25 protein-coding genes are annotated in these 23,320 nt (G+C 63.3%); 8 read left to right on the forward strand and 17 right to left on the reverse strand.

Annotated elements, in window-relative coordinates; genetic code table 11:
* Nucleotides 1-33 precede the first annotated feature (33 nt).
* The 4 genes from PGN37_RS04960 to PGN37_RS04975 all read right to left on the reverse strand — a co-directional run bounded on the left by PGN37_RS04960 (nucleotide 34) and on the right by PGN37_RS04975 (nucleotide 1,819).
* On the reverse strand, nucleotides 34-405 hold the full coding sequence (locus PGN37_RS04960; RefSeq protein WP_335329918.1) for a DUF1801 domain-containing protein: 372 nt from the start codon (nucleotides 403-405) through the stop codon (nucleotides 34-36).
* The gene (locus tag PGN37_RS04965) at nucleotides 402-812 is read right to left on the reverse strand and encodes a VOC family protein (RefSeq protein WP_335329919.1); all 411 of its coding nucleotides are present in this window, start codon (nucleotides 810-812) and stop codon (nucleotides 402-404) included. Before PGN37_RS04965 ends, PGN37_RS04960 begins: the two co-directional genes overlap by 4 nt.
* Nucleotides 813-817: 5 nt before the next feature.
* Nucleotides 818-1,198 (reverse strand): helix-turn-helix transcriptional regulator, encoded by a 381-nt coding sequence (locus PGN37_RS04970; RefSeq protein WP_442932855.1) that lies wholly within the window; start codon nucleotides 1,196-1,198, stop codon nucleotides 818-820.
* Nucleotides 1,199-1,288: 90 nt separating this feature from the next.
* On the reverse strand, nucleotides 1,289-1,819 hold the full coding sequence (locus PGN37_RS04975; RefSeq protein ID WP_335329921.1) for a GNAT family N-acetyltransferase: 531 nt from the start codon (nucleotides 1,817-1,819) through the stop codon (nucleotides 1,289-1,291).
* Nucleotides 1,820-1,952: 133 nt separating this feature from the next.
* Between PGN37_RS04975 and PGN37_RS04980 the strand changes: the two genes are divergently transcribed.
* A complete protein-coding gene (locus PGN37_RS04980) occupies nucleotides 1,953-2,618 on the forward strand; it encodes a cyclase family protein (protein WP_335329922.1) in 666 nt (221 codons plus the stop codon).
* Nucleotides 2,619-2,623: 5 nt separating this feature from the next.
* On the opposite strand, the gene PGN37_RS04985 is transcribed toward PGN37_RS04980, so the two are convergent.
* Nucleotides 2,624-3,367 carry a dienelactone hydrolase family protein gene (locus PGN37_RS04985; RefSeq protein WP_335329923.1) on the reverse strand — a complete coding sequence of 248 codons (744 nt, stop codon included), beginning with the start codon at nucleotides 3,365-3,367 and terminating at the stop codon, nucleotides 2,624-2,626.
* An 82-nt stretch (nucleotides 3,368-3,449) separates the two neighbouring features.
* The gene (locus PGN37_RS04990; RefSeq protein WP_335329924.1) at nucleotides 3,450-3,893 is read right to left on the reverse strand and encodes a rhodanese-like domain-containing protein; all 444 of its coding nucleotides are present in this window, start codon (nucleotides 3,891-3,893) and stop codon (nucleotides 3,450-3,452) included.
* A gap of 93 nt (nucleotides 3,894-3,986) precedes the next feature.
* On the opposite strand from PGN37_RS04990, the gene PGN37_RS04995 reads away from it, so the two are divergent.
* Entirely contained in the window at nucleotides 3,987-4,448 is a 462-nt protein-coding gene (locus PGN37_RS04995) for an Lrp/AsnC family transcriptional regulator (RefSeq protein WP_335329925.1), read from the forward strand.
* Nucleotides 4,449-4,505: 57 nt separating this feature from the next.
* Nucleotides 4,506-4,949: a MarR family winged helix-turn-helix transcriptional regulator gene (locus tag PGN37_RS05000; protein WP_335329926.1), complete on the forward strand. Its 444-nt coding sequence runs from the start codon at nucleotides 4,506-4,508 to the stop codon at nucleotides 4,947-4,949.
* A 34-nt stretch (nucleotides 4,950-4,983) separates the two neighbouring features.
* On the opposite strand, the gene PGN37_RS05005 is transcribed toward PGN37_RS05000, so the two are convergent.
* The 3 genes from PGN37_RS05005 to PGN37_RS05015 all read right to left on the reverse strand — a co-directional run bounded on the left by PGN37_RS05005 (nucleotide 4,984) and on the right by PGN37_RS05015 (nucleotide 7,773).
* Nucleotides 4,984-5,817: a class I SAM-dependent methyltransferase gene (locus PGN37_RS05005; protein WP_335329927.1), complete on the reverse strand. Its 834-nt coding sequence runs from the start codon at nucleotides 5,815-5,817 to the stop codon at nucleotides 4,984-4,986.
* A gap of 111 nt (nucleotides 5,818-5,928) precedes the next feature.
* Entirely contained in the window at nucleotides 5,929-6,330 is a 402-nt protein-coding gene (locus tag PGN37_RS05010) for a type II toxin-antitoxin system VapC family toxin (protein ID WP_335329928.1), read from the reverse strand.
* 105 nt (nucleotides 6,331-6,435) lie between these two features.
* The gene (locus PGN37_RS05015) at nucleotides 6,436-7,773 is read right to left on the reverse strand and encodes an aminotransferase-like domain-containing protein (protein WP_335329929.1); all 1,338 of its coding nucleotides are present in this window, start codon (nucleotides 7,771-7,773) and stop codon (nucleotides 6,436-6,438) included.
* 87 nt (nucleotides 7,774-7,860) lie between these two features.
* Here PGN37_RS05015 and PGN37_RS05020 point away from each other — a divergent pair, with 87 nt between their 5' ends.
* Complete coding sequence (locus PGN37_RS05020; protein WP_335329930.1) at nucleotides 7,861-8,478, forward strand: DJ-1/PfpI family protein; 618 nt, start codon at nucleotides 7,861-7,863, stop codon at nucleotides 8,476-8,478.
* Nucleotides 8,479-8,514: 36 nt separating this feature from the next.
* Here PGN37_RS05020 and PGN37_RS05025 read toward each other — a convergent pair whose 3' ends face one another.
* Nucleotides 8,515-9,180: a helix-turn-helix domain-containing protein gene (locus PGN37_RS05025; protein WP_335329931.1), complete on the reverse strand. Its 666-nt coding sequence runs from the start codon at nucleotides 9,178-9,180 to the stop codon at nucleotides 8,515-8,517.
* A 202-nt stretch (nucleotides 9,181-9,382) separates the two neighbouring features.
* Here PGN37_RS05025 and PGN37_RS05030 point away from each other — a divergent pair, with 202 nt between their 5' ends.
* Together PGN37_RS05030 and PGN37_RS05035 are read left to right on the forward strand one after the other, a co-directional pair.
* Nucleotides 9,383-10,075 (forward strand): O-methyltransferase, encoded by a 693-nt coding sequence (locus PGN37_RS05030; RefSeq protein ID WP_335329932.1) that lies wholly within the window; start codon nucleotides 9,383-9,385, stop codon nucleotides 10,073-10,075.
* A gap of 29 nt (nucleotides 10,076-10,104) precedes the next feature.
* Nucleotides 10,105-10,872, forward strand: coding sequence for a siderophore-interacting protein (locus tag PGN37_RS05035; protein WP_335329933.1), 768 nt, complete (start codon nucleotides 10,105-10,107; stop codon nucleotides 10,870-10,872).
* Between the two features lie 19 nt (nucleotides 10,873-10,891).
* Here the strand turns inward: PGN37_RS05035 and PGN37_RS05040 are convergent, their stop codons facing one another.
* The 3 genes from PGN37_RS05040 to PGN37_RS05050 form a co-directional block, all read right to left on the reverse strand.
* Nucleotides 10,892-12,223 carry a sensor domain-containing diguanylate cyclase gene (locus PGN37_RS05040; protein WP_335329934.1) on the reverse strand — a complete coding sequence of 444 codons (1,332 nt, stop codon included), beginning with the start codon at nucleotides 12,221-12,223 and terminating at the stop codon, nucleotides 10,892-10,894.
* 779 nt (nucleotides 12,224-13,002) lie between these two features.
* Nucleotides 13,003-14,781 (reverse strand): hypothetical protein, encoded by a 1,779-nt coding sequence (locus tag PGN37_RS05045; protein ID WP_335329935.1) that lies wholly within the window; start codon nucleotides 14,779-14,781, stop codon nucleotides 13,003-13,005.
* Complete coding sequence (locus tag PGN37_RS05050; RefSeq protein WP_335329936.1) at nucleotides 14,778-16,049, reverse strand: hypothetical protein; 1,272 nt, start codon at nucleotides 16,047-16,049, stop codon at nucleotides 14,778-14,780. The genes PGN37_RS05045 and PGN37_RS05050 overlap by 4 nt, the downstream gene beginning before the upstream one ends.
* A 1,165-nt stretch (nucleotides 16,050-17,214) precedes the next feature.
* On the opposite strand from PGN37_RS05050, the gene PGN37_RS05055 reads away from it, so the two are divergent.
* Entirely contained in the window at nucleotides 17,215-19,068 is a 1,854-nt protein-coding gene (locus tag PGN37_RS05055) for an ATP-dependent nuclease (RefSeq protein WP_335329937.1), read from the forward strand.
* A 68-nt stretch (nucleotides 19,069-19,136) separates the two neighbouring features.
* Here the strand turns inward: PGN37_RS05055 and PGN37_RS05060 are convergent, their stop codons facing one another.
* The 4 genes from PGN37_RS05060 to PGN37_RS27260 all read right to left on the reverse strand — a co-directional run bounded on the left by PGN37_RS05060 (nucleotide 19,137) and on the right by PGN37_RS27260 (nucleotide 22,570).
* Nucleotides 19,137-19,796, reverse strand: a complete 660-nt coding sequence (locus PGN37_RS05060) for a DUF6308 family protein (protein ID WP_335329938.1) — start codon at nucleotides 19,794-19,796, stop codon at nucleotides 19,137-19,139.
* A gap of 74 nt (nucleotides 19,797-19,870) precedes the next feature.
* On the reverse strand, nucleotides 19,871-20,194 hold the full coding sequence (locus PGN37_RS05065; RefSeq protein WP_335329939.1) for a VOC family protein: 324 nt from the start codon (nucleotides 20,192-20,194) through the stop codon (nucleotides 19,871-19,873).
* A gap of 618 nt (nucleotides 20,195-20,812) precedes the next feature.
* Nucleotides 20,813-21,067 (reverse strand): hypothetical protein, encoded by a 255-nt coding sequence (locus tag PGN37_RS05070; protein WP_335330087.1) that lies wholly within the window; start codon nucleotides 21,065-21,067, stop codon nucleotides 20,813-20,815.
* 762 nt (nucleotides 21,068-21,829) lie between these two features.
* Nucleotides 21,830-22,570: a translation initiation factor IF-2 N-terminal domain-containing protein gene (locus tag PGN37_RS27260; RefSeq protein ID WP_442932847.1), complete on the reverse strand. Its 741-nt coding sequence runs from the start codon at nucleotides 22,568-22,570 to the stop codon at nucleotides 21,830-21,832.
* A 355-nt stretch (nucleotides 22,571-22,925) separates the two neighbouring features.
* On the opposite strand from PGN37_RS27260, the gene PGN37_RS05080 reads away from it, so the two are divergent.
* The gene (locus tag PGN37_RS05080) at nucleotides 22,926-23,312 is read left to right on the forward strand and encodes a hypothetical protein (protein WP_335329940.1); all 387 of its coding nucleotides are present in this window, start codon (nucleotides 22,926-22,928) and stop codon (nucleotides 23,310-23,312) included.
* Nucleotides 23,313-23,320: the final 8 nt, after the last annotated feature.

Genomic DNA, 23,320 nt, shown 5'->3' on the forward strand with positions numbered 1-23,320 from the left:
GGACCTATCTGACCAGATCTTGGGCCCGCACTGTCACTGCGCGTTGAGAATCACCGCCGCACGGATCAGCCCCATGAAAGCGTCCTCGTCGAGAACATCGTCCTCGACGATGTCGATCGCCCGCCGGGTGTTGCCGCCGAGGCTGGAGTTGAAGAGACCCGCCGGGTCGTCCAGCGATGCACCCTTGGCGAATGTGAGTTTGACCTTGTCCTTGTATGTCTCACCGGTGCATATCATTCCGTCGTGGTACCACGTCGGGACGCCGCGCCACTTCCACTCTTCGGTGACCTCCGGATCGGCCTTCTTGATCAACGCGCGGACGAGCGCGAGAACCTCACCGCGCCAATCGCCGAGCTCCGCGATTCTCGCGTCGATCTTGCGGGACGGGGACTCCTCCGTGCTCACCGGACCTCCTGGATGCGGATCATCGTGCCCGCCGGGTCGCGCAGTGCGCAGTCGCGCACACCGTAGGGTTGCTCGATCGGTTCCTGAACGATGTCGGCATCGCTGGCCTGAAGACGCTCGAACGTCTTGTCCAGGTCCTTGGTGGCCAACACGATGATCGAGTAAGTGCCCTTGGCCATCATCTCGGCGATGAGGCGGCGTTCGTCGTCGGTGACGCCGGGATCAGCCGCTGGCGGATGAAGAACGATGGACGTCTCGGGCTGGTTCGGCGGGCCAACCGTGATCCAGCGCATCGCTCCTCCGCCGACGTCGAGACGAACCTCGAAGCCCAGGACGTCGCGGTAGAAGGCCAGGGATGCCTCCGGGTCCTCGTGGGGCAGGAACGTGGTGTGAATGGTCAGGTCCATGGGTTTCACGCTAAATCGAGTGCGGCGGCGGGTGCTTCTCGATTCCTGATCGGTCTGCTGACCCGTTTCTCCATGCAGGAAGGCAACCCGTCGGTCGCACCCGCCGTGCGATCGCGGTACGTGCTGGGCGGCATTCCGACCAGCTCGGTGAATCGCGAGCTGAACGTCCCGAGCGACGAGCATCCGACGGCGAAGCAGACCTCGGTCACGCTGAGGTCGCCGCGGCGCAGCAGCGCCATCGCCCGCTCGATGCGCCGCGTCATCAGATACGCATATGGCGACTCCCCGAAGGCGGCCTTGAAGCGGCGGCTGAGATGACCAGCCGACATGTTCACGCCTCGCGCGAGGGTCTCGACATCGAGGGGCTGGGCGTACTCGCGGTCCATCCGGTCGCGCACGCGTCGAAGCAACCTCAGGTCGGCGAGATGTCGCGCCTCGGCCGGATCACTGTCCACCCTGCCCAGCCTGCCACTCATCTACCAGAGATGGCCCGGTCGCCAGTCACAGATGAGTGGCACACCGCTGTCGAGGTCTTTTCCGTAAAGGTAGATCTTGTCCGCGTCGTCATGGGTGTCGACGATCCCTGCCGGACCGGCGGCCTGAGTGGGACCGCTCCACAGTCGCCAGCCACGTGCCTCGTAGAAGGGTGCCGCTGAGGCGACCGCGTTGAGGGCGCCGAGTTGATGGCGCGATGTGATGATGTGTTCGGCATTGTCCATCGCGATGCGGCCCAATCCGCGTCCCTGACGGTCGCCGCGCACCGCGACCGCCTCCACGTAGCCCGTGCTGAGGGTAATCCCGTTGTGGCACAGCGTCCTTGGCACGACGGCGGCAAACCCGACCAGGATCTGATCAGCGTCCGTGACGACGATGTGCACTCCGTCCACGGCATGCAGCCAGTCGTGAGAGCGGAACCCCGAGCCGAACGCCGAACGCACCAGCGCTTCCGCGGCATCCAGTTCTGACGGGCCGAGCTGCCCGGGCTCGGCGATCACGACCTCCACCATGCGAGCAGCGTGGCACAGTGTGCCGCGGCGTCCCACACACCACGCCCGCCCTTGGGGTGAGAAGCCGCATCCGTTGTCGTCGTTTACTGTTCAGCCTGCAGAGGCCATCACCTGGCCGGCAGAAGGAGGCGTAGTGCTCGTCGATTTGTCGCACACGATTCGGGCGGGATTGGTGACGTATCCGGGGTTGCCCGCGCCGTCGATCCAGCCGCACCTCACTCGCGAAGCCTCGCGAGAGGTCTACGCGGCGGGCACCGAGTTCGCGATGGACACGATCACGATGATCGGCAACACGGGCACCTACATCGATTCGCCGTTCCACCGCTTCGCTGACGGTGCTGACCTCGCGGGTCTGGATCTGGCCACGTTGGTCGATCTCCCGACTGTGGTCGTGCGTCACCGCGACGTGACGGCTCGCTCTGTCGAAGCCATCGAGCTGCCCGACACCATCGCGCGCGGCAGCGCGGTCTTGATCGACACCGGATGGGACCGACACTTCGGCACGCCCGCCTACGGCGTCGACGCCCCGTTCCTCAGTGAGCAGGCCGCCGAGCGACTGGTCGATTGCGGCGTCGCGCTCGTCGGGATCGACTCGGTGAACATTGACGACTCCAGCGCAGCGTCCGCGGGTCGCCGACCCATCCACACCACTCTCCTACGCCATGGGATCCACGTGGTGGAGCACCTGACCAACCTCGCCGCACTGCCCGACCACGGGGCGCGGTTCACCGCGGTTCCACCGCGTGTCGAGGGCTTCGGGACTTTTCCCGTGCGCGCATACGCACGCGTTCCGGACTGACGGGGTTACGACGGCATCTCGTCACGCAGCAGCTCGAGCACTGCCTGCCACGCTCGTCGAGACTGGACGGCGTGGTAACCGACACCGGGAACCGTCGGCATCGTCTCTGTGCTCGTGTCGGGTGACGCCTCGACGGCCCAGAAGGCGTGCTGGGCACCGCCAAAGATGGTGACGCGCCAATCCACTCCGGCGCTCCGCAACGCGGCACCGAAGGCGAGGAGCTGCGCGGGTGTGCACAGCGGATCCTCGGAGCCGGTGCCCAACAACACTGCTCCCCCGACGCCGGTCCAGTCCTCGGGGCGGGTATCTCGCGGTAAGCCGGGGTGAACGGCAGCCAGCGCGGCGAAAGGTGTTCCGATACGGGCGAGTTCGAGGACGATCCGGCCGCCTGCGCCGTATCCGAGGGCAGCGAGCCGTCGGTGGTCGACACCTGGTTCCACCAACAGCACGTCGAGCGCCTTCTGTCCGATGGCGAGCATGCGCGCCGTATCGTCCAACAGCGGCATGACGCGGGACAGCATGGCCTCCGGTTGCCCGAAGTAGGTACGCCCACCGTGGTAGTCCATGGCGAAGGCCACGTAACCCAGCTCGGAGAGCAGGTCGGCGCGGCGGCGTTGATAGGAGTCGAGACCGACACCGTCGTGACCGATCAGCACAGCGGGCCACGGCCCAGCGCCCTCAGGCCGCGCCAGGTAACCGACCATCGTCATCCCGTCGACGACGTAGGTGACATCCTCTGCGGCGCTCATGAACTCACACTAGAAACCGCTCGGCCCGGCCTGCATCACCTTTCGCCCTCGGCACAATATCCAGCTCGCGAGCGGGGTGTCTTCAGCATTCGCAGGTGGTCGCATCGACGGGCGCGGTCAGCGGGTCTGTGGCGCGAACAACAGGCCCGTGGTCGTTCTCGACGGGATAGCCCTCTCGGACCCAATACTCGAATCCGCCGATCATCTCTTTGACCTGATATCCCAGCCTCGCGAACTCCAGCGCAGCACGCGTCGCGCCATTGCAGCCCGGTCCCCAGCAGTACGTCACAACCGGCACGTCCCTCGGGATCTCCCCCGTTGCGCGAGTGGCGATCTGGCCGGTCGGCATATGGACCGCTCCCCCGGCCCGACCCTGCGCCCATGCGCTCTCACCGCGGGAATCGACCAGCACGAAACCGGCACCGCGCATCTGGTCGGCATACACATCTGAGGAATCCGTTTCGAAGGTCAGCTTGCCGCTGAAATGAGCGATGCGGAGGTCCGTCGAGGCGTCCGGTGGATTCATGGACCAAAGGATATTGCCGGAGGCGAGCTCCGGACAGGGCAAACTCGCTGCATCCCGGCGGCGTCGCCACCATTTTTGTGGCAGTCTCATTGAATGGCCGGGAATATCCCTTTCCAACCCGACAAGGTCGACACTGCCATATTGAAAGCGTTGCAGGCCAACGGAAGACAGAGCATCGCGGAGCTGGCCCGGCACATCACCATGAGCCACAGCGCGGCAGCCGAACGCGTGCGCCGCCTCGAGGAAGCCGGTGTCATCAGCGGATACGGGGCCCAGGTCGATCCGGAGCGACTCGGATTCACGATCCTGGCCTATCTACGGCTGCGCTATCCCAGCAGCAACTACGAGCCGCTGCACCGGCTCCTCGCGGACCTACCCGAGGTCGTCGAAGCCCACCACGTCACCGGAGACGACTGCTTCATCATGAAGGTCGTCGCCACCACCATGAAGCACCTCGAACAGATCAGCGGCAGGATCGGCACGCTCGGAAGCGTCACCACCAACGTCGTCTACTCGTCGCCGCTGCCGCCGAGGCCGTTGCTGCCGCCAGGCTGACTGCCCGGCGATATTCGCCCTTGACCTCAACGGCGGTTGGGTTTTTAGCGTGTGGGCATGAAACCAGAGATGCAACCCGCCGCGCTACAACCGTTGGGATTCTGGGCTGTGCGCGCAGGAGAAGCCATTCGTGCACGCACGCGTGGACGGCTGTCGGAACTCGATGTGACTCAACCCGAGTGGTGGGTGCTGCATCAGCTGTCGATGCACCCAGCGGGCATGACGGACAGCGAGATCGTTTCCATCGTCGGTCCGAACGAGTCCGACGAGAGCATCGTGCAGGCAATCGCGACCGGCGTCGACAAAGGATGGTTCGATCGCTCGGGTGAGAGGCTCCGCCTGACTGACGCCGGCCTGGGACGTTTCCACGCCGCTGCCGAGGTCCAGCGACAGCTCAATGACGAACGGCGCCAGGGTATCTCCGACCACGACTACGCCACCACGATCGACGTGCTACAGCGGACCATCACCAACGTCGGAGGCAACGCGTGGCACTGGTAGCGCATCGATCGCCACGACGAGCGCACTGGCTGCCTCAAGGGAGCTTGGAGGCTCGCAGCGTGTAACTCAGGGGGACGACCCCTGAGTGCTTCGTCAGTGCCCACTCTCCGTCTGGACGCATCGTCATCTGGCCGGGCAGTGCCTCCCACGGAACGCTGTCATGCTCGACCATTGCGTCGAGTCGAAGACCGTTGGTGAGCAGTGCGGAGACGATCTCCCCGAGCGAGTGATTCCACTCGTAGGTCTTCGTCGCCGTCAAGCGTCCCGGCGAGTCGACGTAGGTCTGGTCGTCGTCCCATTCGAGGGGCTCTCGATGCTCGAAGTACGGGAAGCGCAGGTGCAGATCATCATCGAAAGACTCGTCCATGGACCACAGGATGGGGTGCCCCTCACGGATGAACAACGACCCGCCTGGGGCAAGGAGGGCGCTGACCACCCGTGCCCACTCGTCGATACGAGGAAGCCAGCACAACGCGCCGATGCCGGTGTATACGAGGTCAAAACTGCCAGGGCCCAGAACCTGTGCTGCATCGTGCACGTCTGCGTGAACAAAGGAGACATTCGATCCGGTCTCTGAGGCAAGGCGCCTCGCCTCGTCGAGAGAGCGCTCCGAGAAATCGAGGCCTATGACATCGGCACCGAGTCTCGCCAGCGAGATGGTGTCGGTGCCGATGTGACACTGCAGATGCACGGTGCGCAGTCCGGTGACGTCTCCGAGTCGCGGCAGATCGAACTGGACGACCTCAGAGAGCCCTTCCGGGTTGTCGATGAACCGCTGGACACCGTAGCCGGAGCCGTCCCTGGCGGCGTGAAGAACGGCTCGCTGGTCCCAATTCGCCCGATTGAACGCGAAGTAATCGATCTCCACATCTGCCTCCTCGCTTGAACCTGCCGGGCAGCTTATCCGATCGCGAGAGCCGAAAGCTGCTGCAGGACTTCAGTCCTCACATGCCCGCGCTGCCCGGCGCAGGAGCGCTTTCTATGTCCGCTGAATGGCAGCCGGCGGCACGGTTGCGACGAACCCACCAGCTGCGGCGGCAAGTTCGGCGTCTGCCGTGGCCAGCGCATCAGCCTGCAGTTGCGTCAGCGCAATGTATTCGGCGCGATAGGTGTCAGACCAGTTCAGCTGCGCGGCTATGCGCCACGCGTGGTCTTGCAACGATCGGTCACCGAGGAGGCGGATGCGCAACCCCCGGATGCTGTCGAGGATGTTGCGGCCGGCTCGCTCGTCGAGATGGCCCGCGTGGACTGAACCGTAGACGAGGGCAAGCACCTGTGAGCGCAAGAGAGTGGGAGCGGTGAGGCTGTGCTCCTTCGGAATAGGCGTCCCGTTGGTAGCGAGGTCGATCGCGACCGGCGCGTCGATGACGAAGATGGTCATGAAGGCACCGTTGCACGCGTGACGACAGGGCGCCATCCCGGATGCTGCACCGCTGCCGTGACGGTGCCGTGCGCTCTGCGGTTTCGTTGCGCCCCGGAGAGACGACTACTGGTGGACGTCCCTTTCGATCAGTCGACGAACGGTGGTCAGCGCACCCGGGAGGGTGTCCACAGCGGTGGAACCCAGTGCCAGACGCAATGCCTGCGGCGTATCGGTTGTCGTGCTGAAGGGTTCCGCAGTACTGACCGAGATGCCGGCGCGCTCCAGGGCTGCGGCGATCCGGTCAGCCCGGGCACCGGGCGGTAACGGAACCCAGGTGAAGTACGACGAGGGATGCGCCAGCTGGTCAAGGGGTGCAAGGGCTTTCCTCGCAATTGCCTGTCTGGTGGCGGCGTCACGTCGCTTCTGCGTTTCGAGCCGCGTGACTATGCCGTCCCGCAGCCACTGCGCGGCGATTGCGGTGGTGATCGCCGGCGTGTTCCATGTCGTCGCACGGATGGTTCGCTCGATAACGGTCATCCGCGAAAGCGACGTGACGACGAAGCCGACGCGAATTCCGGTGGCGACGTTCTTGGACAACCCGGAAACGTACACCGTCACGTCAGGAGCAAGGGCTGCCAGCGGTGGTGGCGAGTCTTCGGCGAGGTAGGCATAAGAGCCGTCTTCGATGACCAACAACCCATGTCGCCGCGCGATAGCGATCAATTGACGTCGGGCACCACTATCGATGACCCAGCCCAAAGGATTGTGCAGTGTGGGCATGCAGTAGATCGCGCGTACAGGCCGTCGGTTGCACAACGTGGTCAATGCATCGAGGTCCGGACCGTTCGATGTGGCTGGAAGCGAGGCCAATTCGAGATGCAGAGCGTCGGCCAGCACCTTGAAGCCCGGGTAGGTCAATGCGTCGACGGCAACCACGTCCCCTGGTCCCAGAAGCGCCATCGAAGTGACGGTGAGACCGTGTTGGGCGCCGTTGACCAGTGCCACACAATCTGGGGTGACGTCGAGGCCTCGGTCGAGCAGGTGGGTGGCCACCGCGGCCCTGTCGCGTTCCCGGCCACCATGTGGCTGGTAACGCAAGAGCGAATCCAGGTCGCCGGCGCCAGCCAGTTCACGCAAGGCGTGGCGCAACACATCAGCCTGCCCCGGCAGTGTGGGGTAGTTGAAGTTCAGGTCGACGGCATCCGGGGCGACGGGCCGCTGATCGACGCCGTGACCGGGAGGAAGGGCGACATCGCGCACGAACGTGCCCCGCCCTCGTTCACTGCTCACCAGACCCATGGCCTCGAGCTCTGCGTACACGCGAGAGGCGGTGACCACCGCAATGCCACAGTCGGCAGCCAGCTGGCGGTGGGTTGGCAATCGCGTTCCGGCGCAGAGCTTTCCGGATCGGATGTCGGCGGCGAGTGTGTCGACGACGGACTTGTACCGGGCGGTGGGCACCCCGACAGTGTATGCAGGACAATTTCTTGGTCGTCATGCACCGAGGGTCTTACGGTCGAATCACCACACGAGGAGAGGACCCCCGGCATGCACATCGCCATCTTGACGTTCGAGGGCTACAACGAGCTGGACTCCTTGATTGCCCTGGGCCTGCTCAACCGGATCACCGACGACGACTGGCGGGTCACCATCGCCACGCCGGCACCGAGGGTGCGGTCCATGAACGGGGTCGTGATCGAGCAGATGTCGAGCCTGCAGGACGCGGTCGGGGCCGACGCGGTCATCGTCGGCAGCGGTATCGCGACCCGAAAGGTCGTCGAAACGCCCGCCATCATGGATTTGCTCGCTCGACTTGATCCCCAACGCCAACTCATCGCCGCGCAATGCTCGGGTGCGCTCGTGCTGGCCAAGCTCGGCCTATTGAGTGACGTGCCGGCCTGTACCGATCTGACGACGAAGCCGTGGGTCGTCGCAGCGGGCGTCGACGTATTGAATCAGCCGTTCTTCGCCCGCGGAAACGTCGCCACGGCGGGGGGCTGTCTTGCCTCGCAGTATCTCGCGGCCTGGGTCATCGCGAGGATGCGCGGAAAGGACGCCGCTGTCGCGGCATTGCACTACGTCGCTCCGGTCGGTGAGAAGCAGGAGTACGTCGACCGGGCGTGGCGCAACATCTCGGCGTACCTCCCCGCTGGGGTACCGGCCTGATCGACAGCATCGACGTCAGCGTGCACGCGCGCGTCGTCAGCGCGAGTCGATGCCGCGCAAACCACGCTGGTAGCTGCCCGGTGTCTGCCCCATGACGGCGGTGAACGCCTCGATGAAACTCGAGGGATTCGACCACCCACAGGCATTCGCTGTGTGGATCACCGAGTAGCCGCGGTGGAGGCACATGATGCCGTGGTGAACTCGCAGCAGCGTGCGCCAGCGGGGAAAGCTCATGCCGAACTCGTTGCGAAGAAGTCGGCTCAAGGTGCGCTCGCTTGCACCCACGGCGCGGCCGAGTTCGGCCAGCGTGGTGGTCTGCGCGGGGTCGGCGTCGAGCAGTTCGGCTACAGCACAGAGCCGGTCGTCCTTCGGTTCCGGCATGCTCAGTGGTTGCTCAGGAGCCGCGACCAGTTCGTCCAGGAGCACCGCCCGTAGCCGCGCGTACGCGCCAGGGCTAGCCACCTGCCGCGTCGTCAACGCGACGATGCCCTCACGCAGAAGCGGGCCGACCTCGAACACGCTGGGCTGATCGGGCAGCCACTGCGAGAGTTCCACGGGAATGACGATGATGCGGACGTCTGTGCCGCCGAGACCTCGGTGAGCATGCCGGAACCCCGGTGGAGTCCACGTCGCCCGGTTGGCCGGCGCGATCCACGTGCCGCGTTCCGTCGTGGTGGCCAGAGCTCCTGACGCGGCGTACACCAGCTGCCCCTCAGTGTGTCGGTGAGTTCCGATTCGCGTATTGGCACCGATTCGTCCGGCGTGGTGCGGCGCTCCAGCCGGATACGTCGGCACCGGCTCGAGTAGTTGGCGGGTTTCCGGCATACACCGGCACATTACCGGTGGTGCCCTTACTTTTGTTAGGTAACCCTTAGTTGAGCGTCCGCACAACGAAGGAGCCTTGATGGACACCCTCACCTCACCCCCGGTTTCTGATGTCTTGACTCGCCTGTTCGCCGAGGCCCACGCGGCGGACGGTGCCCTCTACGCGCAGTGGGAGGAGGCGCTGGACGGCAGCAGCGAGGAGATTGCGCAGTTGATGGCACGAGAGGCGCAGGATTACCGGGCCGTTTACCGGGAGTTCGCGAACAACTTCTTGAACGTGTCAGCTGAATTCGGTCGGTTTCTCTACGTCTGCGCGCGCACCCGCCGTGCACGGAACATCGTCGAATTCGGCACATCCTTCGGTGTTTCCACCATCCACCTGGCCGCGGCGCTGCGCGACGGAGGAGGGGGCCGGCTCGTGGGCACGGAGCTCGAGACCGCGAAAGCCGCGCGCGCACAACAGAATGTGACGGCCGCCGGCCTGGGTGAGCTTGTCGGCATTCGCGTCGGCGACGCCCTCGAGACCCTGCGGCAGGACATCGGCGACGACGTCGACCTCGTGTTGCTGGATGGTGCGTGGAGCTTGTATCTACCGGTACTCCAGATCCTCGAGCCGCACCTCGCTGCGGGGGCGCTGGTGATCGCAGAGAACGCGGTGGACGAGTCGGGCGACTATCTCACCTACGTGCGGGACCCCGCCAACGGTTACCGATCACTACGTCTTCCCTTCCAGCCCGGCCGAGGCAACGAGATGTCCGTCTACACGGTGTGACCGCCGACATCACACCAACAGGAGGATCTGTGGCAATTCACCTCAACAACGTTCCCCTTCTGAACACACTGCGCGACAGCGTGTTCCTCTCCGCGACGATCAGCGAGATCAGCTCTCTGACCCCACGAATGCGACGCATCCGGGTGAGCGGCGATCAGCTGCGGCGGGTGTCCTGGAAGCCCGGTCAACACGTACGGTTGCAGGTCGCCGGGATGCTCGACTCCATGCTGCGGCTCCACCCGCACGACGCACTGCGCACCTACTCCATCTATGACGCGGACCCCGAACGCGGCTCCCTCGACATAGCGATGCTGGATCACGACGGTGATCCCGGCTCGCCCACTCCGGCCCGCCGCTGGGCGGCGACCGCGGCGGTCGGGGACCACGTGACGATGACGCGGCCCCAAGGCTCCTTCGTGGTCCGCCCTGACGCGCCGTATCACCTGTTCGCTGGGGAAGAGACCGCCGCGGTCGCCTTCGCCGCGATGTTGCGTGCGGTGCCCCACGACGCCGCGGTGTACGGAGTCGTCGAAGGAGCGCTCGCATCAGACCACATTGCCCTGTCGCGCAACCTGATTCACGTGGAGCGCGGCGACGCGAGCGCCGCCGACTCGCCAGTTATCGCGCAGGCCGTTCGAGACCTCCCCCTCCCCGACCAGCCAGGTATCGCTTACCTCGCCGGTGAGGCGCGCACGGTACAGACACTGCGAAAGATTCTGGTGCACGAGCGAGGCTGGAACCGGCGCCACATCCTCACCAAGCCGTTCTGGACACCGGGGCGCCGCGGCATGGAATGAGGCCGTCTCGATCTACTCCTCAGTGAGCGAGTTCTTGGCTGACGTCGAACCGGCGCACGACAACACGGTCACGCCCTTGCCGTTTGGCGGCATAGAGTGCGTCGTCGCACTGCGCCAGAAGCGACTCGGCGTCGAAGGCACACTCGGCGGGCACCAGAACACAGCCACAGCTGAGAGTGATGCGGCCAAGAGTCGATGCGGCGTGAGGGATCGCGGCCTTGTCGAGCGCTGTGGTCAATCGTGTCAGGATCTCATCCAACCGTTCGGCGCCACCGTGAACGACGAACACGAACTCCTCACCGCCGAATCGCGCCACGGTGCCGTCCGGCTCCACCGCAGACATGATCGACGCGGCCACAGCCTGCAAAGCGGTGTCCCCGGCGAGGTGGCCGTAGTGATCGTTGTAGGCCTTGAAATGATCGATATCGACCATCCCAATTGCGAGATCATGACCCTGAGAGTCGCGGCCTGTCGCCATCTCGGCCAACCGTGAGGAGAGTTGGCGCCTGTTAGCGGCACCGGTCAACGGGTCGTGCATGCTCTGGTGGGTGAGTTCGGCCGTCAGCCGTTCCAGCGCCTCGTTGGCCGCGCGCAACTCGGCGTCCTGACGGTGGGCTTCGGTGATATCGGTGATGAAACCGATGACCCGACGGTGCCCTGTCACCTCGTCAGTGATCAGACGGGCCACCGACCGCACCCACCGCACCTCGTCTTCAGGGCGGACTATGCGAAAGGTCCGCTCGTAAGCGGCCCCCGTGGCAGCGAGCTCGGCTGCCGTCTCGACGACTTCGGTAGCTTCATCCACATCGTCGGGATGGATGACAGAACGCATTTCAGCGACTCGGGTCACCCGCGGACCCTCATCACGGCCAACAATGCGATACCACTCGGAGTCGCAGTGAAGAACGTCATCATCGATGTCGTAGTCCCAGACCCCCAGCCCGCCGACTTGCGTTGCAAGCATCAGCCGCTGCCGACTTTCGTGAAGCTCCGCACGCGCCTCTCGCTCCGCTGTGACGTCGCGCGATACGCACACTATTGCGGTGACTCCGCCGTGTGCGTCGTGGATGGGAATCAGTAGGTTGTCCCACATCCGAGTGGATTGGTAGGGAGTCCGGCTGCTTCCGGAGAACCGACAGGTCTCGCCCGATCTCGCTACTCGCAGCGCATCACGCGCAGCCTGTCGGCAATCGGGTGTCAATAATCCCGGCCAATCCATCCCGAGTTCGGCATCCTGAGAGAGTCCGAGAGCCTGCCGGCCAGCAGCGTTCATCGCCAAAAGAGTCGCGTCCGGCGCAATGAGTTTCATGCAGTCGGGACTGGCGTCGAGCATCCGCCTCTGGATCTCCAAGCGGTCCTCCAACCGGCCGGACCGAGATCTGTCGGAGCTACCTGCCGAGTCAACCCGCACACTTCCCCCATTTGCCGCTCATCGATCTCGCCAGAAGTGGATGCTCTCACTCGCGAAGGCCCTGCGCTGGTGAACTGACCCGTGCCTGGCGTCTCAACCCGTCTTTTTTCACGGAACGAAAACTCATGGACCGCCCTGCTGTGCGTCCGAGGGGACGGGTGTTTACCCAACCTGTGGCGGGGTTCTGTTGCCCGAGATCCGAATTCAGATGTCGAGCACATCCGCGGCTTTCCTACGAGGCAAAGGCCCACCGGGAGACCCGGCGGACGAGCGTCGGCTCACGACCGACGAACCTGCGGCCACCGGTCGTGCTGCCTCGCGCGGCATCTGCTTGGCGCCCCACACAAACACAAAGGCCACGAACCAAATCTGGTTCGTGGCCTTGTGCCTGCGGTGCTGAACCGCTCAGGTGTGTGTGGTTCTCAAATGCAGGTCAGAGTGCGAATCCGGAGCTTAATTCCACCAACTTTTTCCGATTTTTCCACCGACTTTATCCAGGGTCAGAGGACAACTTCGGTGGTGCCGCACCGGCCTACGTTCGGTCGCGCCGGTTGATATCAGCGCTTGTCCTCGCAAAGTGCGAGCCTGGCGTTTCCACTGGCAGCGGGCGTTCTGTGGCGGTTCGTCGAATTCTTGCCGGTTCATTCCACCGACTTTCCGGGTGCAGACATGGCAATGGACCGCACCGGTTGGGGCGCGGTCCATTGGCGGAGATGCTTCTAGGTTCGTGGCGGTGTGCGGGCGGGTTCATGGCCGAGGTCGGCGGCGAGCTGACGCATCCGGATATCGATGGACTCTTTCCTGACCTTGGCGGGGTCGAAGTTTGCTTGGCTTTCCCGGTTGGAGGCGACAACTGCCATGGCCAGGATCAGCTTGATCATCGGGTCGCGTCGCGGCCCGTCGGTGAGCTGCCTCAGCCCTGTCACGTGGGCGGACTTCAGGTGGCTGAACCGCTGTTCGGTCAGCGCGCGAGCTGCCTCAAAGTACACCGCGTGTTCCCAGCTCCCGGGTACCAGATCCCATTGCGCGCGCTTGAACTGGTCCGGAGTGAGGGTGACCATGACGCTGGACTTGGCGCAGCATCCACGTTCGTGGGCCTGCCAGGTCGGCTCCGCAACCGGGACTCCGCGACGGCCGTACTGCATGGATTCGGGTTTGAGTGGGCAGGTGACGTTCCCCAGCGCCGCCGGACAGACCAGTTTGACCTTCACCACCTGGTTGCGTGAGCGACCCAGAACGGGCCTACCGTGCCCGCTTTGTGCGTAGAAGGGCCGTGAGTTGTAGCCCATGAGGTAGGGCAGGATGCGCCGCAACCGCTTGTCGTGGAGGCGGAACTGATCGTTGCTTAGGAGGTGTTCCATCTTCGGTGCGCTGTGGCCTTTGATCTTCTCCAGGACGGCGGGGCAGAAGAACGCCCCGGCCCATTGGAGAGCGCCCGGTTCGGGCTCAGAGGCGGGCGCCCCGGCAGGTTTCGTCGAGGGACATTCGATCCCCCAGCCCTTGGGGAACCGGCCGACGAAGTTGTAGCGACGTTCGAGCAGGATGTCGGCAGTTTTGTCCTTCGTGTTGTAGGCCATGTCGGAAACCATGAACGGCCACTTAGCGCGGAGGCTTTCGGGACGTCCGGTCAGACCGTTGGCCTCGGCTTGTTCGAGCGCATCGGCCATGCCTTCCGGGCTTCCTGAAGTTCCGTAGTGGATGGCGATGCCGACGAAGACCGGGGCCACGGCGTGCATCGCCGTGGGCTTGCCGATGCGGGTCAGCGCGGTCATTTCCAGGGTCATCCCCGCATAGGTGATCTGGCGGGTGGTGCCGTCGCTGGCCGCAGACTTGCGGTCGCGCACGTGGTAATTCGCACTCGGTACGGCGCCGCGCAGCTTGTCGTCGGCGACGCCGATCGTGCCGTCTTGTTTGGCGACGAGGTAGAGGGTGCCGTCGACGACGAGGTCTCCCCGGCAGCCTTCTGGGTTGTTGACCTCTACGGACGCTGCGACGATTCGGTTAATGGCCAGGTGCACGAGTCGTGCGGCTCGTTCAGCATGCTCGCGTTGTTCGTCGGTGCGCCTGTTGAGACGGGCGTGATACTGGCCGTTTGTCATGCGCCGGGCCGGCAGGTCAGCCCACGAATCGAACGGCCTGAGCCTGCGTGTCCACCAGGCGGTGAAGCGCTTGTACTCGGCATGGTGTTGTCGCCAGATCCTCGAGCAATCCTGGTCGTGCATGCCGACTGCGGTGAGTTGGGCCGCGGTGAGCTCCGTCATCGTCTGCAGGATGCCCGTCAGTGTGGGAGGGCGTTTCATCACGACCCTGATTAGAAGCGAGACCAGAACCGCGGTGGTCGTATAGGCGATGCCTTGTCGGCGTCGCCCGACCGCCTCACGACGATGAGGGTGTTGATCGTCGATGAGTTCGGCTACCCCGGATTCCCACACCAGGTAGCGGGCGTAGTGGAAGAGGTCGTCGGCGATGATGCACTCCGGTTTGCGTGCGGCGATCATCGCAGGCTCTCCTGCTGAATGGTGATCGCGTGCCGGATTTTGAAGTGCGGCAGTTCCTTTCGTAGATCACTCAATAACCTCAGGTCCGCAACATCCGCCAGCTGCAACAGCATCGCTGTGGGTATGCGTCGTTCGGCCATGTCAAGAATCCACCGGTTGCGCAGCGCCGCCGCCCTGACGGGCGGATATCCCTTGTTCGTCAGCTTTTCGCTGATGCGGTTCACGATATTGCGTTCAGCGAACTCGGCGTTAGGGGCCAGCACCAGGCCGTCGCCGACTCGGGCCGCCAACTCGATGAGCCGGGAGTTGATGCCGGGTTCCAGGACCGGTACCTGCCGCGCACCGCCAGCGGCGTTGGGCAGGGCGACGACGCAGATCGCACGGCCGTGTGAGCGCACGGTGGTGATCGCCGTTCCTCGTAGGACCTTGAAGTCGGCCGCGCGGGCACCGACGCCATAGCTCAGATCCGCCAACGCCAGCGCTCGCATACCCAGCGGGGTGGGCAACTCCCAGACGACCCTGTAGAAAGAGCGGATCTCGTCGTAGCTGGCTGCCTTCCGCTTCGTCCGCGCCACCGGCGTCACCCGCTCTGGCGGGTACTCCCTCGGATGGAACAAGCGTCCCGCGGTGTAGAGGACGTGACGGACTTGCCGATGACCTCGGGGGCTCTGCGCTCCGGTGACCTCCAGTCGCTCGTCGACCGGTCCGCGCTTGAGTGCTCTCTTTGCGTCGACGACGCCACCGACGGCGGCCCAGGCCAAATGCCTCGCCACCTCCGCACAGGACTTCTTGTCCGTCGCTTCGGTAGTGAACTCAGTCATGCACTGGACCTTCGCGGCCTCCAGAACCGCTTCCCTGGCGATCTCGGGGTCCGGATACCGGATCTTGATCGTGGTGAGCATGGCCATGCGCTTCTCGAGATCGGGGCCCGGCTCCGGCAGCGGCGTCAGGGCAGCGCGTTGCATGAACGCCGATGCCGCTTCCAGGAGCGGCTCAGGCGGTGCCGCGTCAGGAACAGTCACCGACGCGTCGGCCGCAGTGAACCCCTTGAATCGGGCCATCAACGACCACCACCGATCACGCGGCGTGGTTGGTTGACAATCGTGCGTGGGCACGCTGAAATGAACACAGTCCTCCTTGGAGGGTTTGAAGAGCCTGAGAACTCTTTGTTTGTCTGGAAGCCGGGTTGCCGCCCGGCTTTCGGCATTTCTGGGCGGCACATGCCGCGGGACTGCCGTTAGGTCACTGAAGCTAGGTGTTCGGTGCACCTCCCGAATTCTGGGCGGCTGCAACAGGGTTCAGTGGATTCTCGATAGACTCGTAGCGATCGATTCCGTGCTGGCTCAGCGCCAGCTTCAGGAGTTCACTGCCGGCCTGCGACAACGTAATGTCCGCGGAATCCGCATACGTGTAGACGGCTTCGGCGATAGCCGGTGGCAGGCTGAACTCGACTCGCACCCGTGAAAGGCGCCCGTTCCGTGGCCTGCCCATCGCAGCTCCCATCGAGTCCCGGAGATTTGTCGAGAGATTCCCGGCCGTAGATTAACCGACCTGTCACGTTGAATACGTTGTTGTTCAGGGCTTCTCGCAACAATCAGTGTGCACGTTCACCGTATGTGGTGAACTTCGGAAGTTAGGCACCGTGGCGGCGAAGATGGTCCCTGTTGAGGTAATGGTTCCACGCGATGTACGCGCCCTGTGGGCATACTCGTTGCTGGACAATATATTTCGACTTCTTGTGAGCGAGCAACGCCAAGCGGTTGATCGAACTCGCGACCGCCGTTAGTTCCTGCGCGCGGAACTCGACAATGCAGATCGAAACATCCAGCTACTGCTTCGGAGAGGCCTTCGCAAACAGTTCTTTGCGCGCGTGTCGCCGGCGCCGGCGCATCGACAGCGGCGAAAGCAAGTAAAGGACACGCAGCTTCGTTCGTCGCCAGACCTGACGATTCCGTTCAATCATCAACCACGGCGGCAACTGAGTCCGGTTCACCGGAGATGCGCCTGACGGTAGCCCGCTGCACGTCGGTCAGCTGGTCCTCGGTGTAGCCATCGATCGCCAGAGACCACCACACCATCCTCATGTTGGGACATCGAGGACAACGTCGGGGGCCGACGATACCGAACTGGCCCATGCGCGGTGGGTAGTCCCATCTGAGATCAAACGCATCGCTCGGGGTCAGGTCTTTTCAACCCCGCAGACTTCGCAGATATGCCGCCACTGTCGTTCGGTGTCCGTCATGCGCCGCAGTCTCACCTGCAGCAGTGACAGGTATGCGAGGCAAGCGAGGAGGGCCTCAGCGCCGCACCCACGGTGGTCGACCAGGTTGCGCCCAACGCAAGGCGTCCACCGACCGTGCTGGCGCTTCAAGCCGTTCGCGCCCCCGCCGGGGTCAGCCAACATGTCGCTGACCGGGGTCTTGATCAAGGACCTTGCAGGGGCAGATCCCGCTAAGCTCACATCCCATCTCGCGAGAGGTACGGCATGCGAACGACCTGGAGGAAGAGGGATTGAGGTTAAGTCGAGTCTCCGTCAGGAAGTATCGAAGTATCGACAGGGCTGCCGATTTCTCAGTCGGTGACTTCACGGTTTTAATCGGGCCGAACAACCAAGGTAAGTCGAATTTGCTGCGTGCGGCAGTTCTTGCGATGAACATTATCGAGGCTTGGTCCAGCTTGCCTGCATCACTGGTCGCGGACAGGGCGGTACCTACACGACTTTTTCGGCCCGGTAGGCCTTCACCGCGCAACAGGGTTATCCGTGTTCCCGAGAGTGAAAGTCGGCTCGATTATGACTGGGAACGGGACTACCCGCTATTCGCCCGAGGCCGACGCGGCGCTTCGCAGAGCACCGTCATACTTCTTGAATTCGAGCTGGACGAAGCGGAACAGAACGCTTTCAGGTCAGAAACAGGAATATCCACCAACCAACGCCTTCCGATTCAAGTGACTATCAATAAGCTTAAAACGTCATTGACGATTCCCAAGCAGGGGAAAGGAAGCCACGATAAGCAAGCGCGGCAGATCGCATCATTTGTCGTAGATCGAGTTAGCATCCTGCATATCCCGGCGGTTCGCACCGGAGAAACTGCCAAAGTTATCGCGGAAGAGATACTTGCTTCTCGTCGACGTTCAATCTTGCGTAGCGCCGAGTACGAGGACCTCGTTTCACAGATCAAGGAACTTGATCAGGTTGCGGTCGCAGAGGTTGAAGAAGTTCTTATGGATACGCTAACGCGTTTCGTCCCTGGCACTCAGAGTGTTAACCTGCAGGTTCGCGATCTAACACGGGCTACGATTCTTGAAGATATTCAGATCGATGATGGTGTTAGTACGTCTATAGCGACAAAGGGCGACGGCATTCAGAGTTTGGCCGCGCTAGCGCTCACGTTGGAATGGACGCGATCGAGAAGTCGCCCTGACAAAAAGCTAATTGTTGCTGTAGAGGAACCTGAATCTCACTTACATCCCGGTGCTGTTCACGAGCTTCGCACTGTGTTAAGAGGGATTGCCGAGACTCAACAAGTAATCGTGACCACGCACAGCCAAGCGCTCGTCAATCGGTCTGACATCAACCAGAATGTCATAGTAAGTAACCGAGGCGCGAAACGGGCGGACGCGATCGACGATCTGCGCTTGGCACTCGGAGTGAGACTCTCCGATGCCCTTGCGCCTACCGAAGTAATCGTTATCGCCGAAGGCTGGCTCGACGAAAAAATTCTGCCTATCCTCCTTGCTCAGCGTGAGCGAGAAGTTCAGGAATGGCTAACAGACGGACGCGTTGCCTTCGAGTCTGCGGGATCTGGCAGCAAGATTTACGCTCGCGCATTAGCGGCGCGCAGCATCCTCACCCAACCAGTCGTAGTATTCGATGGCGATGAAGCAGGCGTCAAGGACGTAGCCCGACTCGAGACGGACGGAATAGTCGACCCGACGTGCGTCGTCCAGATCAAACGAACGGGACTGCAGTACGCCGAGATGGAAGACCTATTCCTGCTGCCGGCCTATATCGACGCGGTTGAAAAGGCGATCGGATTTACGCTGTCAGCGAGACAGCGTCGAACGCTTGATGAGAATCGGAGCGGTGCATGGAGTGAGCGGCTCGAGTCCATTCTGAACAGCGCCGGTGTTGCTAGTCCGAAAACGATCGTCAAACGTGCCAAGCATGCTGTATACGAATCTATCTCGTCCGCGGTGGCACGCGGTGACAAGGTTGTGCGAGAAGATTCTGAGCCGCTACTTGACCGTCTCGTCGATGTAGTTCGGCGCCAACTTCACGAGCACTAGCTAAGCTAGGTGGCCCACCGTCCGGGTTCAATAATCTGCTGGGAAGTGCTACCACCGTCGCACACCCGTTAACGCTGCTGATCGACTGTCATCCACAGCAGCACGTCGAGGATCCGCAGATTCGACACCGCAGCAGGCATATTCGGCACATCGCTGCGGATCTGCGTCAACCACGTCCATATCGCTCGGTCGTCGGCGACGAGGACCGCTTGGAATTGTCGCCAGTAGTCCACGGTGTCCAGGCCGGTGGCCTGCTCAACGAAGCTGTCCCAGATGGGGATGAGCCGCGGACGTTTGGCAGCGATGAGCTTGCTGGTACGGGTTCTTCCCATACCGTCGTTGCCTCGGCGCAGCACCTGCCACAACCGGCTGGCAGGCCCACCGGCCACGAGGTCGTCAGGATCGATGGTGATGATGTCGACGTCCACCGGGATGTCGTGCAGCAGAGCGGTCATGTCGCAGGCGTCGCGACCCAACAGGCGGATCGCCGCCTGGGCAGGGATATCGACGCTGAGCATCGAGGCGGCGGTGAAGTCCGCGGGCCCAATCGAATACGGATCACTGTTCAGCGCGGCCATTGCCTCGAATTGCGATCCTGAATAGGCCGGTCTTCCGGCAGCGGTGACGGCGTAGTAGCGCGTCACCAGTTCGACGGCCTCGTCGGTATGGCGCTGCACAACCACTTCGGGCCACCGATGACGCCACTGCGTGTATTCGAACTCTGCCATTCTGGCTCTCCCTACAGACGAGGGTCGGTGGGTTGGTAACCACGGCGGGCCGACATTGTCGGGTCGTTACGTCATCAGCGCTGCGTCAAGGTGATCTTGTCGCCCTCAGGGTCCGAGGTGCGCACGAAGTTTGGCAGGTCGCAGGTCCACGACGCTCCGACGGCGTCACGCCGCCTCACGGTGGCCGAAATATCCTCGACCACGAAGCCGAGTGGCACAGAGCTCACCGGGCGGCGCGCGGTCGCCGGCCACAGCTGCAGCCCCAGTTCGCCGTCGTAGTGGCGCGAATATTCCGGCTCCTCGATGCAGAACAACGCCAATCCGATCGCTTCATAAAAGCGCGCGGTCGCATCGACGTCGCTGACGAACAGCGTCAGTTCATGGAAATCAATGGCCACGGGCGACGCTGAACCACTCGATCCAATAGCACTGGGGATTCACGTCGAGTTTCACCTATCTGCCGACGTCGGTCGAGCACAGCTGCCAATCGCTGATCCAGGAAATCTTGGGCTGCTGATCCGAGTACCTGGTTGGCGGTCGCAGCCAGTTCGCCGACTGATGCCAGCGCCACCGCTTTCCACCTTCCAGCAGTGTCGGTCTCGTCGACGACAGCGACGAAGTTGTCCACGGCACCGCAACGAAGTGCCGACACCTACCGCCGCGCGGCGATCCAGTCATCACCCATCCGCGCACCTTTCCCACGTGCCCGCATCGGGACCGTACCGGCCAGGACCGACAGATCTCCGAGCTCAGCGCTGCCCCGGTTGCTGTCTGGCGAGATATGCCTTGACGGCTGCACTACGGCGATGGTCGGCCGGGACCACCCTGCCTGCCAGCTTGGCCGAGGCTTTCGTGGCGCGGCGACCAGCGTTCCTGAGGGCCTCGTCCGACACGACCACCTTCTTCAGTTTTCGTTGTGCCACAACACACCTCCGCGAGGCAATAGGGAGAGCCGACGGTACCGCTGGCGAACGAGTTCCGCTGCCCGACGGCACTCGTCAAGGACTCATTGCGAGTCAATCAACTAGCACCGCAATGGATTGCGGCTCACCGGCGATCCTCCTGACCGTCGCCCGCTGCTCTTCGGTCAGCATGTCCTCGGTATAGCCGTCGATCGCGAGAGCCCACCAGACCGTTCTGACGTTGGGGCAATTCGGGCAGCAACGGGGGCTGACGACACCGAACTGGCCCATCCGCGGCGGATAATCCCACCCGAGGTTAAATGCATCGCCCGGGGTCAGGATTTCCTCGACCCCGCATACTTCGCACATGTGCCGCCACTGCGGCTCGGTGTCACTCACATGCGTCAGCCTCACCGGCAGGGGTGACACGTGAGAGGCGGCTGCAGCCCACCTGCTTCTTCACCATCCGCGCTCACGGCACGAACTGAGCATCCCAACCCCATCTTCCACTCTCGCAGCGGCATACTCCGCTTGGCGTATCGAGATGGTCGATCCCCGTCCTATTGCGTAAGCGCGGTAGAACGTAGCAGAGACCGCCTCGCGTGACCGACGCCGCTACTCTGGGTATCGGTCGAGACAGTTGTCACGGGCTAAGTCAGAAAGAGGTGGGGATGATGGCGTCCGAACCGCCTCCGACATCACGCGAGTGGCGGACATGGCCCGACATAGCCGAATTATTCAATGGACCAGAGGATCCCCGCTGGAACGTGGACCAAGACCGAGTTGAGCGCGACGTCCGCGATCCAGATAGCGGCCATCGAAGCGACACTTAGATTGTGATGAGTGACGCGAAGATGGTGTCACGGCCGTTGGTCAGTCCGTTGCGTTGACGTCGGCCATTCCAGCGCAAGTGGGCTTCGTTCGGTCAGGGAATCGTCAACATCGGAATCACGCGGCGACAAGATCCGATGGACCGTGTATGCGAACTCGGTGATGCCTCAGTGCCTTTCGGATTCGACGTGCACGCCCTGTTCTTCTCCGACCGCTGCTGCTGCCATGCTCCGCAACGCTACCAAGGAGGCTGGTCAGACGTGACGCAGCCTCGCGGAGGGCTAGCCACGTACCAGTGGGTCAGCCGGTCGCGGTGTTCTGGCGCCACTGCCGTACCGCGACAATCACCTCCGAACGGGTGATACGTCGATCGCGGAGGCGGACGTAGAGCGTGTCCATCCGTGTATCGACGCGCCCGCTGTAGCCGAGCCGCAGGCCCGCCTCACCCGGGGTGATGCTCGCGCTGGACAGCTCGGCGGCCAGGTGAGGCCGCTGCCCGCCGCTGAGCCGGATCCACTCGATGACGGTGGGGTCCTCTCCAGCGAGCCCGTCGAGACGCGCGGCCGTCCACCGCAGATGCATCTTCTCGGCCTTCTTCAACTCCCACCCGAAGCACTCCCCGTTGGGGTGAAGGTGCTCAGGACGTTGTGCGATGACCTCATCGAGCAGCGCCTGCAGGATCGGCGGACGCCACCGGCCGGTCTTCGACGTCGCGGACTTCTGGTGGAGTGGCGGTTCGGCCTTTACACGTGCCAGGGCTTGGGCGAACGTCTCTCCGGGCGGCTCAGCGGGGAGGGCTAGATCGGCGGAGTCTCCGTAGAGGCCCGGTTCCAGAGAGTGCTCGGGATTGGCCGGAGGATCAGCGGCGGCGAAGTCGCGACGAATGGCCCGCACCACCGGGGCCTCGATGGTGCTCATCGCCGACTTGACCCATTCGCCGCGTCGGCGTAGCTCGTCGACGAGTCGAGCTGGGGGCCAGCCCAGCTCCTTGGCGAGTTCATGGACGCGCATCGTGTGCTTGGGCGGAGGGTCTAACCTCATGGATGTTCCTGACTTCAGACGCGGGGACACTTTCGCTGGCCCACACCGCTGCAACGGTGTGGGCCAGCACTATTTTCTCCTCGGCCCCCGACGGGATGTTGTGTTTGACAACACTTAAAAGCTTCTAGGCAACACTTAAGATCAGGCGGTGTCGCGGGGACCTGGAGCACTGCAACGGCAGATTCTGGGTGCACTGTGGTCGCGCGGTGAATCCGACTGCTACGACATCAGTGCGCTCTCGGATCTGTTCCCTCGGCATTTCCTGGAGGGGTGCACCACACTGCGTGCGCGATGGCGTTGGTACACAATCGATCTCCTCGATGTGGTTGCCTTCGGAGATGACCGTAGTCATCGCGTGAGTGCGCACCGGGCGGTGCGCTCCCTGGCGCGAGCTCGCCGGCTACAGATCGTCGATCGATGCCCGTACGACGATCCCTTCCTCGCGCAAGTCGACTACTACGGCAACCGGTTCGGCGGAATCGACCTCGCGGAGATCGGCCAGTACGCCGACCCGCGGTGGCCCGGCCGACAGGGCCGACATCTGTGGTTACGTCTACCGCCTCCGATCACCGACCACGTTCCCGACGACGATCAACTGGTCCGGCTGGAGCTGCTGCAGGAGGGGTTCATCCCTGAGGCGCTCGATGAGTTCATGGGCACCCTCGACCGGAGCTCGGCCTGGCGCTCCGACACCGGCCGGTACCTGCGTTGGTTGTTTTGCGGACCGAGTGCGGGCAGCTAAGTCTCCAT

This window comes from Mycobacterium kyogaense, assembly GCF_036946525.1.
Classification (GTDB): domain Bacteria; phylum Actinomycetota; class Actinomycetes; order Mycobacteriales; family Mycobacteriaceae; genus Mycobacterium; species Mycobacterium kyogaense_A.

Bases quoted from the DNA above. Each gene is read 5' to 3' on its own strand.
- PGN37_RS04965 (WP_335329919.1), bottom strand. From the start codon at position 812: ATGGACCTGACCATTCACACCACGTTCCTGCCCCACGAGGACCCGGAG.
- PGN37_RS04970 (WP_442932855.1), bottom strand. From the start codon at position 1,198: ATGGACCGCGAGTACGCCCAGCCCCTCGATGTCGAGACCCTCGCGCGA.
- PGN37_RS04975 (WP_335329921.1), bottom strand. From the start codon at position 1,819: ATGGTGGAGGTCGTGATCGCCGAGCCCGGGCAGCTCGGCCCGTCAGAA.
- PGN37_RS04985 (WP_335329923.1), bottom strand. From the start codon at position 3,367: ATGAGCGCCGCAGAGGATGTCACCTACGTCGTCGACGGGATGACGATG.
- PGN37_RS04990 (WP_335329924.1), bottom strand. From the start codon at position 3,893: ATGAATCCACCGGACGCCTCGACGGACCTCCGCATCGCTCATTTCAGC.
- PGN37_RS04995 (WP_335329925.1), top strand. From the start codon at position 3,987: ATGGCCGGGAATATCCCTTTCCAACCCGACAAGGTCGACACTGCCATA.
- PGN37_RS05000 (WP_335329926.1), top strand. From the start codon at position 4,506: ATGAAACCAGAGATGCAACCCGCCGCGCTACAACCGTTGGGATTCTGG.
- PGN37_RS05010 (WP_335329928.1), bottom strand. From the start codon at position 6,330: ATGACCATCTTCGTCATCGACGCGCCGGTCGCGATCGACCTCGCTACC.
- PGN37_RS05020 (WP_335329930.1), top strand. From the start codon at position 7,861: ATGCACATCGCCATCTTGACGTTCGAGGGCTACAACGAGCTGGACTCC.
- PGN37_RS05030 (WP_335329932.1), top strand. From the start codon at position 9,383: ATGGACACCCTCACCTCACCCCCGGTTTCTGATGTCTTGACTCGCCTG.
- PGN37_RS05045 (WP_335329935.1), bottom strand. From the start codon at position 14,781: ATGATCGCCGCACGCAAACCGGAGTGCATCATCGCCGACGACCTCTTC.
- PGN37_RS05060 (WP_335329938.1), bottom strand. From the start codon at position 19,796: ATGGCAGAGTTCGAATACACGCAGTGGCGTCATCGGTGGCCCGAAGTG.
- PGN37_RS05070 (WP_335330087.1), bottom strand. From the start codon at position 21,067: ATGTGCGAAGTATGCGGGGTCGAGGAAATCCTGACCCCGGGCGATGCA.
- PGN37_RS27260 (WP_442932847.1), bottom strand. From the start codon at position 22,570: ATGAGGTTAGACCCTCCGCCCAAGCACACGATGCGCGTCCATGAACTC.